We start from the raw sequence: 12,856 nt of genomic DNA, 5'->3' as shown, positions 1-12,856 counted from the left end.
GCCCCCTATTATTTCAATTAATAGGAGGTAATAAATTTATTTTTTTGCCTGTGGATACATATGCAATGCTAGTGGAGGTTTTCCGTCTATTCAAAGGAATCTCCCCCATTACCATATATTTCGAGTCAATAGGCGGAATCTCTCCGTCTATTTAGGCTTTTTTATAAGGCATTTTCTAAATAAGCGGAATTTCTCCGTCTATTTAGAAAGTCGGATGTTTAACCTCATCCCCCAACTGAAGCGAACCACCTTGACTGGAAGCAGGAATCAGTACCATTTAAGTCGATTTAATTTAAAACTGCTCTCGTAAGCCGTTCCCACGGTTTGCTTAGCCAGCGTTTTAAGGCGAAACAGCCGCGCAGCCACTCATCTGCCCCTTGGGCAAGCCATATGCCTAGAAGTCCCAAACCATAGTGAATGCCTAGTAAATAACTAAGTGATACTGCTATTCCCCACATTGAAATAATGCCAATAATAACGGGAAAACGAACATCTCCTGAAGACTTTAATGAACTCATTAAGACGATATTCATAGCTCTTCCGGGCTCAACGAAAACTATGGCCCATAGGACAGGGAGTCCAACCATAATAATGGCAGGGTCCTCTGTGAATACTCTTAAGACGAAGTCTCCTCCAAAAGCGATAATGAGTGATACGAAGGTGGAAGCAAACATAGCGATCTTCAGAGTTTGAATTCCTCGTTTTAAGGCGCGATCGTATTGTTTCCCGCCAATATAACGTGCTACCAAAAGCTGAGTTCCTTGAGCAATCGCGACTGTGAACAAAAAGCAAAGCATGCTGATATTTAAAATATATACTCTACCAGCCAAAGAGGCTGTACCCATTGTAACCACAAAGCTAGTAATAACTACTTGAGATAATTGGTAGGAAAGATTTTCTCCAGCTGAAGGAATTCCAATCTCGAGCAATTCCCGGATATCTTGTTTTTTTGCGTTGAAGATGTCCTTGATAACGATTTTTAAAGAAAGTCTGTTATATAGCAAATACAATAGAGCACAAACAGCGTAGGCTCGAGCTGCAAAGATAGCCCAGGATACACCCGTTACACCTGTAATTGGCAGCCCTAAGATTCCGGTTGTCGCAATAATATTCCCGCCAATACTGATTAAATTCATAACAACAGTAACCATCATAGATTCCTTCGTGTATCCATAACTGCGAAGGATTGCACTTAAAGCCAGAGAGAGTGATTCGAAAAAGAGTGAAAGTGCACATATTTGTACAAAGGTAAGTCCGTAGTCGAAAACCGGACCATGAACATCGTACAAACGAAGCATCGGCTCTCCTAAAATAAAAACAATAATAGCAATGCATATTCCAAACCAGAAATTCAATCCAAATACGGAATAGGATAATTGTCTTGCACGTTGAAGTTTTCCTGCACCAAGATTCTGGCTGATTAGAACAGTTGCCCCAATCGATGTGACATTAAAAACTAAAATAAAAATATTTAGCAGTTGGTTAGCGACTCCAACACCCGCTACTGCTTGGTCAGAGTATTGACTTAACATCAGTGTAGCCACAATACCCATCCCCATATGAAGAGATAGTTCAATAAAGAGCGGCCAGGTAATACTGAAAAGAGTCTGTTCTTGATAGGTGTTTTTTTGTTCCTCCACGATTTTCTCCTAGCGGTTTTAATTAATAATGTTTTATTTTACTCCTTTAAGGGTGATATAGGAATAGGAAATTAAGGTTGAAAGGTTTTTTCAAAAAAGGGAACACATATGGAAAGAATATAAGATTGTTATCAAGCTTTGAATTTGCTATTTTTAAACTATAACAATACTAAAATGGGGGACAAATATGGTTACAAAAAGAATTTTATACAGGTATTTGTTAATCCTCATTGTTGGCTTATTTGTCCTTTTACAATTTATAGATTTAATGAATCCAGACCTTTTTCATTCTTTTAAAACAGTAAGTAATATTGCTTCAGTTATTTCGATCGCTGCCAGCGGTTTCCTATTTTTTTTAGTTAAAGAATTCGATAAGAAAGCCGATGAATATACGATAAACCAGAAGAAAATGAAAAATATATTTGATACGCTGGATGTTGCCATTTGGTCCCATGACTTAAAGTCAGACACCTTATTAATCACTCCTGGAATAGAAAAACTATATGGATATAAGCTGGATGATTTTTATGAAAATACGAATCTTTGGAAAGAAGTTATTTATCCAGAGGATTTGTCTGTTTTAAAGGAAAGGGAAAAGAAACTTGCAGTTGGAGAAACAGCCACTAGCCAATATCGTATTATTCGCCCTGATGGTGAAGTGCGCTGGATACAGGACAGAGGGATACCAACCTTTGACCAAAAAGGAGACTTTGTTGACTTTACAAGTGTGTTATTCGATATTACAGATCGGAAAGAAAGCGAAGGGCTCTATCAAAGTCTAGTTGAAATGTCACCTGATATTATTGCTGTCGTTTATGATGGGAAAATTGAATATATAAATGAGGCGGGCTGCAAATTAATTGGTGCTGAAAGTCAGGAGCAGGTGATTGGGCAATCAGTTAGGAATTTTGCTCCTTCACATATTACAGACTTAATTAAAAGTAAAGTATTCGCTGCTGAAAAAGTAGAAAATGAGCGACTTAGGCTTGAATTCCAGGTTAAGCGAACTGACGGTGAAAGCATTGATGTGGAGATGGCTGCCAGGTCTATTTTATATGAAGGCCGATTTGCCGTTCAGGTAGTGGGAAGAGATATTACCCATAGGAAGAAATCGGAACAAACGATTAAATACATGGCCTATTATGACTCATTAACAGGATTGCCAAATCGAAATCAGTTCAGGAACCACCTTTACGAAGTATTACGTCATCAACAGGAAAAGATGCACGCAGTGCTATTCCTAGATTTAGACCGCTTTAAAATTATCAATGATACAAAAGGTCACTCAGTTGGGGACATTATTCTCCAAAAGGTAGCAGGTCGATTAGAAAAGGCAGTACAAAATGAAGGTCTAGTATCTCGCCAGGGCGGTGATGAATTTATTATCGTCCTTAAAGATGTAGACAAGGAAAACACATCACAGGTAGCTAAGCGAATTCTTAACGAATTTTCAAATCCATTTGAAGTAAACAGTGAAGAATTTTTTGTCACACCAAGTATTGGAATCAGTATCTATCCAATTGATGGAAGTGATGAGGAAACACTTATTAAAAATGCTGATACTGCTATGTACCAAGCAAAAGAACGTGGGAAAAATAATTACCAATTCTACTCCACTAACCTTGATGGAATTTCAACGTGGAAAATGAAATTAGAGAACTGGTTAAGAAGAGCAATGGAGCAGAAACATATGACACTCCATTACCAACCGCAGTTGGATTTACGTACTGGAGAAATTGTTGGAGTGGAAGCATTAATCCGCTGGAATCATCCAGAATATGGATATATTGCGCCATCTGAATTTATACCTCTTGCAGAAGAAACAGGACTGATTGTTCCTTTAGGAAAATGGATACTAAGAGAGGCGTGTGAGCGGAGGAAGGCGTGGAAGGATGCGGGATATGGAGATTTTCCAATAGCGGTTAACGTGTCTGTTCGACAATTTCAGGATGAGCATATTATCCAGTTTATTTCCGATACGCTGAAAGAAGTTGGATTAGAGGCAAATTATTTAGAACTTGAAATTACGGAAAGTCTTATGCAAAACCTAGAGAACTCTATCATCATTCTGAATCAATTAAAGGAGGTAGGTGTTCTCCTATCGGTGGATGACTTTGGTACGGGCTATTCCTCATTAAGCTATTTAAAACATCTTCCCATTGATAAAATTAAGATCGATAAATCCTTTGTTGATGACATAATCTCTCACTCAAATCAAGGAATGATGGTGAAAACGATTATTGACATGGGCGTGAATCTAAAATTCACAGTTATTGCAGAAGGTATCGAAACAGAAGAGCAGGTTAAGTTCTTAACACGGAATGCCTGTCAGATTGGACAAGGGTATTACTACAGTAAGCCGTTGTCTGCTGAGAAGCTGGAAGAATTTTTAATAAAAGGCAATGTTCCTATCGAATAGGATTTTGGCGGAACCCTCTGCCTCTTTTTTTTGCAAAAAAAGGACCTTCAGTTGAAGGTCTTTCAGTTTCCCCATTTCATGTGTACACTTAACGTACAGCAGGACAAGGGAGTGCTTGGATCCGGATGGGCGGTAAGCTCGAAGGTTATTCCGGTTGGCGTGTATTTTGTTTCCACAGGTACTTTAAGACCAATCGTTTTGATTAACTTATCTACTTCGGTTTTGTTTCCCTGCTGAGCAAAACTCATTAACTTAACATCAAAACCTTCATCACCTAACCGGTCCAACAGGATACTGCCTTGGTCCATTAATAGCCGATAGGATTTAATGGACTTCGTGAAAATATTTACATCCACCTGCGGATATTGCCTGGTTACTGGGGGATAAAAGTAGTAACCTGGGTAAGTAGGGTGCTGAGGATATGGTGGGTAAGGATAGTGGTAATAGTACATCATGACGCTCCTTCCATAGTAAAAACACAAGGCAATATACGGTATGTATGTTGGACTTTTTTGGTTACAAGTAAAGAGCGCCTGGAGTTTGGCTCCAAGCGCTCTTTACAGTATTAGAAAATATGAACATTCCCGCTAGAAACCGAAACATTTATTTGATTCTTCCCGGAACCGTGTATTCCTTTTAAACTCTTTTTATCCGCTCCATTAGTGGTTAATGGAAAATCACTCGAAATATTTCCACTGCTCACTTCCCCATCTAGGTTGAAATCCGCATTATCAGGTAAATCTAGATTTACATTTCCTGAGCTAAGGTCAATCTCAATTGAATCATTAAGCTTATCCATTTGCATGGAGAACCTTCCAGAAGATACATCTGCTTTCAATGCACCTGTAAAGTGGTTAACCTCTAAATTTCCAGAGCTAAGGTCAAAGCTGCTTGATTTAGTCTTTAATGTATCCATTTTAACATTGCCTGAAGAACCATCGTGAGTAAACGCATTCACTTCTAAATGATCAATATTCACATTCCCAGAACCAATATCTAAAGAAAGTTCATCTAATTTCATCGATTGTCCGGAGAAATGCAGGCTGCCTGAGCCAATCTGAATCTCCATATCTCGGTTATAATCTTCAGGTATATAAACTTTAAGGTGTCTTTTTTCAGAGAAAGACAACCAATCAAACATTTTTCTTTTCGTTTCAACTACTATACTGCTGCCTTCTTCTTTCACAATGAGCGAGCCTTTCCCCGTTAAAATCGCCTTAACATCATCACGGTTCTCAGGAATAATGGTTGTTTTTACACCTGCCACATTAATATCAATGGATTCAATGTCATTTGATATCGCTGACCTCCCATCTTTACTGGCGCCAACTGCAAAACCATCAAATTGAAAAGACTGATTAAAAACAATATATAACCCGGTGATGATTAATAAAAGAATCACAATCCTCTTCATATAAATCCCTGCCCTTCATTTCTTATAGCTCTATCATAAGGGATTTGAGTGAACCACCAATGAACCTGAGATTTAATTATTTCTAAGGCTTGAGACGTATATTGACAGACAAAGTGGAAATCTTATTCGATTTCCGAACTATTAAAATTGTGATATTCTTTGTATTGGAGGTGTTAACCATGACATTAAAAAATATTACCCCTAAAGAACTTTATGAGAGAACAAAAGGTGAGGACCAGATTGTTCTTCTTGATGTTCGAGCAGTCGAAAAATATAAAGAATTCCATATCGAAGATCCCCAGGTGGTGAGCCTAAATATCCCGAAGACGGAAATATTCAATCTTGAAGAAGGTGCGGATCTTTCACATCTGTCAAAGGAACGCCCGGTTGTTGTTACTTGTACGACTGGAAACTCAGCGGCAAAGTGTGCAAAGATTCTTGACGATCTCGGCTACCAAGTTGAAGTGTTAGAAGGCGGCCTCACCGCTTGGAAGGAATATAGAAAATAGCTTGGAGAGAAGCAATATGCTGCTGACGATAAATAAACAACTAGAAAAAATAATGCCTTTAATCACTCCTGCGAGTGTTGTATTGGGTGTAATACTTTCTGCCTATATAAAGGACTTTTCGTATTTAATTCCTTGGATATTTGCTTTTATGACCTTTTCTGGGAGCTTGAACTCGAATTTCAAATCATTATCAGATGTGGTACGCCATCCACTTCCGATTTTTGCTGCAATGATTTTATTACACATACTCATGCCAATTTGGGCTTGGGCTGTCGGTCATATAACTTTTCAAGACGATATCTTTACCATTACCGGTATTGTGTTAGGAATGGCGATTCCAACTGGTATAACGAGCTTTATTTGGGTTTCGATTTATAAAGGAAATATTCCGTTGACCTTATCCATTATCTTAATCGATACGCTGCTTTCCCCGTTACTTGTTCCTTATTGTCTTTCATTATTAATAGGTGAAAAAATTGACATGGACATTGTCGGAATCATGCAAGGTTTAGTTGGAATGATCGTACTGCCTTCTATCCTTGGAATGCTGCTAAATCAATTTTTAAAAGGCAGTGTGACGAAAAAGCTGAGCGCGACCTTGGCACCTTTTTCAAAAATCACTCTGGGAATTGTTGTCATGCTTAACGGTGCAGTCATTGCACCTTATTTAAGAAATATTAATTTAAAATTAATTAGTATCATACTTGTGGTTTTTTTTATTGCGGCTACAGGTTATGTGTTCTCGTTCTTTATTGGTAAACTAATCAGAAGTGACCGAGATACTGTGGTATCTTTGACCTTCTCGGGCGGAATGAGAAATATTAGTGCTGGTGCTGTTATTGCGGTCACTTATTTTCCACCAGCAGTGGCAGTTCCAGTAGTTGTCGGTATGTTGTTCCAGCAGGTACTGGCTTCTTTTACAGGATATTTTTTAGCCCGTTATTATAACAAGAATACGATATATATAAAGCTTGAAGGTGTTAACAAGAACGAAGGAATTTGACACCTGAGGCACTTCAAATAGAAGTGTCTTTTTTTGATTGTAAAACTTTGATCTAGGGTAAAGTATATGAGGAAAATGAATTGACATGAAACCAAAAGGTTTTATATAATACAAGAAGTGCAACCAAATGGTTTTATATAAAAGATGAAGGTAGGAGAAATTCTTGCAAAATACATTACAAGATATTAAACAAACGCTAGTATTCAACGCACCTATTCAAAAGGTGTGGGAACAGGTATCAACATCAGAGGGTATTGCAGCATGGTTTATGCCAAATGACTTTAAACCAGAAATAGGACATGAATTCCACATACAATCTCCTTTTGGTCCATCACCATGTAAAGTGACTGAATTTGACCCCCCTAATACGCTTTCGTTTACGTGGGACACAGATGGCTGGTTTTTATCGTTTATCTTAAAAGAAATAGACGGTAAAACAGAGTTTACCCTTATCCATGGCGGCTGGAAATCAGCAGATGAAATGGTTGGAAAAGCAGGAGAAAAAGCTTCTGTTATTCGTGATCGCATGTCTCAAGGCTGGACAGGCATCCTTGAAAACCTTCGTAAGCTTTTGGAGAGCTAAGTGTCAGCAACAAGCCAAAAGCATGATGTATTTCAAGCAATTGCTGATCCTACGCGGAGAGAGGTATTAAGACTGCTTGCGGAAAGGGAATTACCTATTTCAGAAATAACCTCTCATTTTCCGATAAGCAGAACGGCCGTTGCCAAGCATCTTCAGGTCCTATCTGAAGCTGAATTAGTCAGTGGAAGGAAGGTAGGAAGGGAAAAAATTTACCGTTTGCATCCAGAACCGTTAACCGAGCTAAAAGACTGGCTGTCTTATTATGAAAAGTTTTGGGAAAACAAGCTTTCGATCCTTAAACATATCGTTGAAAACCCAAACTTGAACGATATGAAATCAGATGAAACCGACAAAAATTAATGTCGGTTTTTTTATGTGGTCTGGGGGTCTGGAGCGACCGAAGTGCATTCAGAAAAATCATTTGGGTAACTCCCAGGGGTCTGGAGTGACCAAAGGGCATTCAGAAAAATCATTTGGGTAACTCCAAGGGGTCTGGAGTGACCAAAGAGCGTTTAGAAAAAGCGTTTGGGTAACTCCAAGGGGGCTGGAGTGACCAAAGGCCATTCAGAAAAAACGTTTTGGTAACTCCAAGGTATCTGGAGTGACCGAAGAGCGTTTAGAAAAAGAATTTTGGTAACTCAAGGGGCCTGGAGCGACAGAAGAGCATTCAGAAAAAGCATTATAATAACTGCCGTAATTAAAGGCTATTAAGTACTCGTCAGTATCCTATATGTATAAATTCTCCCCTATGGAAAATATTAGATATAAATGAACTTTTTTCAAAGTTAGAGGTTACCTTAAAATATCAAACACCTTTTATTCAGTTTAAGGGAGATTGTAATGAATACGGAAAAAATAAGTGGACTCCAACTTTTCTATTTAATGGCTGGATACGTGTTAGGGACTGCGATTATTTTAGGGTTAGGCTTAGATTCAAAGCAGGATGCATGGATATTTATTTCCATCGGTATGTTATTCGGTTTAATCTTAATGGCAGTATATTCCCAATTAGCTGCTTATTATCCAGGGGATACACTGGTTGAGATGCTTCCAAAGATTATCGGGAAGTTTCTTTCATATCCGGTCATTTTGCTTTATATTTTACATTTTATCTATTCTGCGGCCAGAGGGTCCAGGGAATTAGGCCACCTTATGGTTACAACAATCCTATCTGAGACACCAATCATGGTGGTAATCGCAAGCTTTATGGTGCTGATGATTTATTGTTTAATTGGCGGTATTGAAACGTTTGGCCGAATGGCGGAAATCGTGTTTCCAATATATATTTTTTCTCTTATTTTAATCTGGATTCTTCTATTTAGTGTGGATCAATTTGATGTAAAAAATCTAACTCCTATACTAGGAAATGGGGTAAAGCAGCTATTGAAAGAAGCCATTCCTAGTTCTATTAACTTCCCATTTGGGGAAACTATTGTCATCATGATGTTATTTCCATATCTAAGTGATAAGAAGCATTTAAGAAAGGTAGGAGTGTACAGCATTTTAGTTGGAGGACTTCTTTTAACCATTAACTCCATTATGATGATTTCTGTATTAGGGCCAGAAATTTATAGCAGGGACATATTTAGCCTGCTTGCAGCTACGCAAATGGTATCCGTCGCGGATTTCCTCGAACGCTTTGATGCCCTTGTTATCTTAATGATGGTCGCAGGTGTGTTTTTTAAGGTAGGAGCGTTTATATTAGGAGCAGCTATTGGAATTTCCCAATTACTAAAGTTAAAACAGAATCGGTCTGTACTCCTTGCGCTTGGAGCTGTCATTACTCCATTATCACTTGTAAGCGCATCTAGTTTTGTGGAACATATCGAAATCGGATTTAAATATTATGTTCCATATGTACATACCGTTTTGCAAATCATCCTGCCAATCATATTTCTTTCCATCGCGTTTATTCGAAAAAAATTGGGTAATGTTTAGTTGCATTTAAAGATAGGATGGTGCTGTTGTTGAGAAAATTAAGGCATTTACAAAAATTAACGACAAAAAAACAACCTCCTATTCGAGGGGCAACTCAGGATCTCAATGAAAAGGATGAATTATCAGGCTGTCTGGACGAAGACTTTAATCGGATTAAGCAGCTGTTTGAAGGAGCTGCTGATTTCACTTACCGGGAGATTAACCTAAATGCTGCTGACTCGGCAGTCATTTTATTTCTTACCGGGCTGGTCAACGTGGAAAGAATGGAATTTCATGTGATCAATCCTTTGTTAAACGGTAAAGAGAATTTCATGAAGCAAACTGAAATAACCATTGGTGATTTGAAAGGGGTTCTAAGTTCTGCTCAAGTAGCGCAGGGCGAAAACTTCCAGGAAGTGATTGCTTCTATTTTGTCAGGCAGCACAGTGATCCTAATGGATGGCTCTAAAAAAGCACTTTTCATAAGCGAACAGGCATGGGAGCAGCGCTCGGTGGATGAACCGGTGTCTGAGGCAGTCGTTATTGGCCCAAGGGAAGGTTTTACGGAAAATATCCGAACGAATACAAGTATGATTCGAAGACGGTTGCAAACAACGTCACTGAAATTTGAATATATGAAGATTGGGACTCTTTCAAATACGGAAGTGGTGATTACCTATCTTGAAGATATTGCGGAACATTCCATTGTAGAGGAAGTTCGGAACAGATTAAAAAGAATTGATATCGATGCGATTGAGGACAGTGGATACATCGTTGAGTTTATTGAGGATCATCCATTTTCACTATTTCCGCAAGTATTGCAGACGGAACGACCGGACCGGGTGGTCGGTAATCTTCTTGAAGGGAAAATCGCAATTTTGGTGGCAAATAGTCCTTTTGCCCTCATTGTTCCGATAACATTTTTTGAAATGATGAATTCTCCTGAAGATTATTATGGAAGGTTTATCATGACCTCGTTTATTAGGGTTATCAGGTATTTATTTTTACTTGTTGCCTTATTGTTTCCTTCTATCTATATTGCGGTTACTACCTTTCATCATGAATTAATGCCAACCAATCTCATATTTAGTGTCGCTGCCTCAAGGGAAAAGGTGCCTTTTCCAGCAGTGATTGAAGCATTGTTAATGGAAATAACCTTTGAAGCATTGCGTGAGGCAGGATTACGGTTACCGAGACCAATCGGTTCGACAGTAAGTATTGTGGGTGCATTGGTAGTGGGTCAGGCAGCTGTAGAGGCTGGAATTGTCTCTGCTCCATTAGTCATTGTTGTAGCAACAACAGGGATTGCCTCGTTTATGTTTCCTAGTTATCCCTTAACAGGGGCTATTCGCCTTCTTCGGTTTTTTTTGATTTTTCTAGCAGCAACGCTAGGTTTTTACGGTATACTGCTTGGAGTTTTCTTTATCCTGGTTCACCTCGTTCAGCTTCGATCCTTTGGTGTTCCCTATTTGTCACCAATCGCTCCTTTTCATTTTAACAACCTTAAGGATATATTTATCCGAGTTCCTTGGTGGATGGTCAATGAACGTCCACAAGAAACGGGAAAAAGGAACTTGAAGAGGTTAGGTTCCCGTAATCGCAAATACTAGTTCGTTTCTAAAGGATTGGATGGTACGGATGAAAGTGATTAGCAAGCTTCTAATAGGGGTAATGACAGTTGTTTTGCTTTCTGGTTGTTGGAACCGGATTGAAATTAATGATATTGCTATTGTTACGGCGATTGGGTTAGATCTGGTAGAAGGTGATAAACTCCGCTTATCACTTCAAGTAGCGATTCCATCAAAGTTAGGGTCAACGGGAGGGGGAGGCGGCGAAAGTGGAAAAAGTACAATCATTATTTCTGAAACGGGTGCAACGGTTTCTGAGGCATACCGTAATATTCAAGGGAAGCTGCCAAGACGCATCTTCTTTTCCCAAAGCCGGGTCCTATTGATTGGTGAGGAATTGGCGAAAAATGGTGTTAATAATATTATCGATTTCCATACCCGGTATGCCGAACCTCGTATAAACAGTTTTATTATGTTTACAAAGGGTAAAGCTTCTGTCGTCATCAATAGTATGCCGAAATTTGAAAGTATTTCAGCAGAAGAAACGAAGGAACTTGCAAAATTGAATGTAGGTTTAAAAATTTATGTAAGGGATTTTTGGAACATGCTTCTTGCGGATGGTCTTGAGCCATTTGCCCCTCAGTTTCGATTAGAACCACTAGAAGTCAATACGAAAAATAAAACAGGTAAAATCCAAGCTGTAAATGGGGTCGCTGTCTTTAAAAAAGACATGCTAATTGGCTGGATGGATGCAGTTGAAACCCGCGGCCTTTTATGGCTCCGAAATGAAGTGAAAACAGGTGTTATTACCATTAAAGTACCTAAGGAGGATGGCGGGGGAAACATTAGTACGGAAATTATCAGTACTGATACGAAAATCGCCCCCATTCTTAAAAATGGAAAATTAAAGCTGACAATAAATGTGACCACCGAATTGGGTGTAATAGAAAATGACTCGCAGTTAACCATGTTTGAAACAAAGGTAATCAAGGATATACAAAGGGAGATTGAAAAAGAGATCCGGGATCGAGTTCAATCGGTAGTGGATAAAATGCAAAAGGAATACCAGTCAGATATTTTCGGATTTGGACAATCCGTATACAAGAAATATCCTAATGAATGGAATACAAACTATAAAATGAATTGGGAACAGGAATTTCCACAATTAGAGGTAACGATAAATTCAAAAGCTTTCGTAAGAAGAATCGGTTTAATTAAATAACTAAGGCTCTTTTCTCAAACGTTGTAGCTATTGAAGTAAGATTCGATTGCCTGAGCACTATTTTCATTGGGAATGGCCCTAACTTATGAGAAAAGAGCCTACAAGCTTAATTCTAAAGCTCAAAATAGCTTATGCTACGTTAAAATCGGCTTTAGGATTTTAACAACGATTATTACGAAAACAACTATAATTAAAAAAGGAAGGGAAAATGCTCAAAATTTTATTAATCATCCTCATTTTTGTTTCACTTTTTGCTTGGGAAGTTCCACAATTAATTAAAAGAAAAGAAATGAAAGAATTAATTGTTTTTTCACTGCTCATGTTAATTGGATTAGCGTTAAGTTTACTCACGGTCATTCGGTCATTTATTTAACTTTGGAAAAGTAAGTATTTTAGGTAACTGAAGTAAGACCGGCCCCTGGAAAGTGAATATGATCATACAAATGGTATTCCAAAGTCAAAAATAAAAGTAAGCGGCACATTAAAAAGTGTGCCGCTATTTTATTGACAGGGTATAAGGATATATGATATTTAATTAATGTCGGTATTAGCACTCTTTAGGTGAGAGTGCTAATCAAAGG

General features: G+C 38.4%; 12 protein-coding genes. 9 read left to right on the top strand and 3 right to left on the bottom strand.

Going from position 1 to position 12,856, the window contains the following annotated elements:
* Nucleotides 1–287: 287 nt before the first annotated feature.
* Nucleotides 288–1,640: an MATE family efflux transporter gene (locus ACY3XC_RS22360; RefSeq protein ID WP_464870521.1), complete on the bottom strand. Its 1,353-nt coding sequence runs from the start codon at nucleotides 1,638–1,640 to the stop codon at nucleotides 288–290.
* 187 nt (nucleotides 1,641–1,827) lie between these two features.
* On the opposite strand from ACY3XC_RS22360, the gene ACY3XC_RS22355 reads away from it, so the two are divergent.
* Nucleotides 1,828–4,059 (top strand): sensor domain-containing protein, encoded by a 2,232-nt coding sequence (locus ACY3XC_RS22355; protein ID WP_464870520.1) that lies wholly within the window; start codon nucleotides 1,828–1,830, stop codon nucleotides 4,057–4,059.
* Nucleotides 4,060–4,121: 62 nt separating this feature from the next.
* Here the strand turns inward: ACY3XC_RS22355 and ACY3XC_RS22350 are convergent, their stop codons facing one another.
* Nucleotides 4,122–4,514: a hypothetical protein gene (locus ACY3XC_RS22350; protein ID WP_464870519.1), complete on the bottom strand. Its 393-nt coding sequence runs from the start codon at nucleotides 4,512–4,514 to the stop codon at nucleotides 4,122–4,124.
* A gap of 110 nt (nucleotides 4,515–4,624) precedes the next feature.
* Nucleotides 4,625–5,473 carry a LiaG family protein gene (gene liaG, locus ACY3XC_RS22345; RefSeq protein WP_464870518.1) on the bottom strand — a complete coding sequence of 283 codons (849 nt, stop codon included), beginning with the start codon at nucleotides 5,471–5,473 and terminating at the stop codon, nucleotides 4,625–4,627.
* A 179-nt stretch (nucleotides 5,474–5,652) separates the two neighbouring features.
* On the opposite strand from liaG, the gene ACY3XC_RS22340 reads away from it, so the two are divergent.
* The 8 genes from ACY3XC_RS22340 (at nucleotide 5,653) to ACY3XC_RS22305 (ending at nucleotide 12,648) form a co-directional block, all read left to right on the top strand.
* The gene (locus tag ACY3XC_RS22340) at nucleotides 5,653–5,982 is read left to right on the top strand and encodes a rhodanese-like domain-containing protein (RefSeq protein ID WP_464870517.1); all 330 of its coding nucleotides are present in this window, start codon (nucleotides 5,653–5,655) and stop codon (nucleotides 5,980–5,982) included.
* 16 nt (nucleotides 5,983–5,998) lie between these two features.
* Nucleotides 5,999–6,985 (top strand): bile acid:sodium symporter family protein, encoded by a 987-nt coding sequence (locus tag ACY3XC_RS22335; protein WP_464870516.1) that lies wholly within the window; start codon nucleotides 5,999–6,001, stop codon nucleotides 6,983–6,985.
* A gap of 163 nt (nucleotides 6,986–7,148) precedes the next feature.
* Entirely contained in the window at nucleotides 7,149–7,568 is a 420-nt protein-coding gene (locus ACY3XC_RS22330) for an SRPBCC family protein (protein WP_464870515.1), read from the top strand.
* Nucleotides 7,569–7,928 carry an ArsR/SmtB family transcription factor gene (locus ACY3XC_RS22325; RefSeq protein WP_464870514.1) on the top strand — a complete coding sequence of 120 codons (360 nt, stop codon included), beginning with the start codon at nucleotides 7,569–7,571 and terminating at the stop codon, nucleotides 7,926–7,928.
* A 480-nt stretch (nucleotides 7,929–8,408) separates the two neighbouring features.
* Nucleotides 8,409–9,506: a GerAB/ArcD/ProY family transporter gene (locus ACY3XC_RS22320; protein ID WP_464870513.1), complete on the top strand. Its 1,098-nt coding sequence runs from the start codon at nucleotides 8,409–8,411 to the stop codon at nucleotides 9,504–9,506.
* Nucleotides 9,507–9,535: 29 nt separating this feature from the next.
* Nucleotides 9,536–11,095 (top strand): spore germination protein, encoded by a 1,560-nt coding sequence (locus ACY3XC_RS22315; protein WP_464870512.1) that lies wholly within the window; start codon nucleotides 9,536–9,538, stop codon nucleotides 11,093–11,095.
* 28 nt (nucleotides 11,096–11,123) lie between these two features.
* A complete protein-coding gene (locus ACY3XC_RS22310; RefSeq protein WP_464870511.1) occupies nucleotides 11,124–12,275 on the top strand; it encodes a Ger(x)C family spore germination protein in 1,152 nt (383 codons plus the stop codon).
* A 208-nt stretch (nucleotides 12,276–12,483) separates the two neighbouring features.
* A complete protein-coding gene (locus ACY3XC_RS22305; protein ID WP_179157873.1) occupies nucleotides 12,484–12,648 on the top strand; it encodes a hypothetical protein in 165 nt (54 codons plus the stop codon).
* Nucleotides 12,649–12,856 lie beyond the last annotated feature (208 nt).

The organism is Bacillus sp. CZDM1, from assembly GCF_055502545.1.
This window is presented reverse-complemented; position numbering and strand designations above follow the sequence as displayed.

Bases quoted from the DNA above. Each gene is read 5' to 3' on its own strand.
- ACY3XC_RS22355 (WP_464870520.1), top strand. From the start codon at position 1,828: ATGGTTACAAAAAGAATTTTATACAGGTATTTGTTAATCCTCATTGTT.
- ACY3XC_RS22350 (WP_464870519.1), bottom strand. From the start codon at position 4,514: ATGATGTACTATTACCACTATCCTTACCCACCATATCCTCAGCACCCT.
- liaG (WP_464870518.1), bottom strand. From the start codon at position 5,473: ATGAAGAGGATTGTGATTCTTTTATTAATCATCACCGGGTTATATATT.
- ACY3XC_RS22340 (WP_464870517.1), top strand. From the start codon at position 5,653: ATGACATTAAAAAATATTACCCCTAAAGAACTTTATGAGAGAACAAAA.
- ACY3XC_RS22335 (WP_464870516.1), top strand. From the start codon at position 5,999: ATGCTGCTGACGATAAATAAACAACTAGAAAAAATAATGCCTTTAATC.
- ACY3XC_RS22320 (WP_464870513.1), top strand. From the start codon at position 8,409: ATGAATACGGAAAAAATAAGTGGACTCCAACTTTTCTATTTAATGGCT.
- ACY3XC_RS22310 (WP_464870511.1), top strand. From the start codon at position 11,124: ATGAAAGTGATTAGCAAGCTTCTAATAGGGGTAATGACAGTTGTTTTG.
- ACY3XC_RS22305 (WP_179157873.1), top strand. From the start codon at position 12,484: ATGCTCAAAATTTTATTAATCATCCTCATTTTTGTTTCACTTTTTGCT.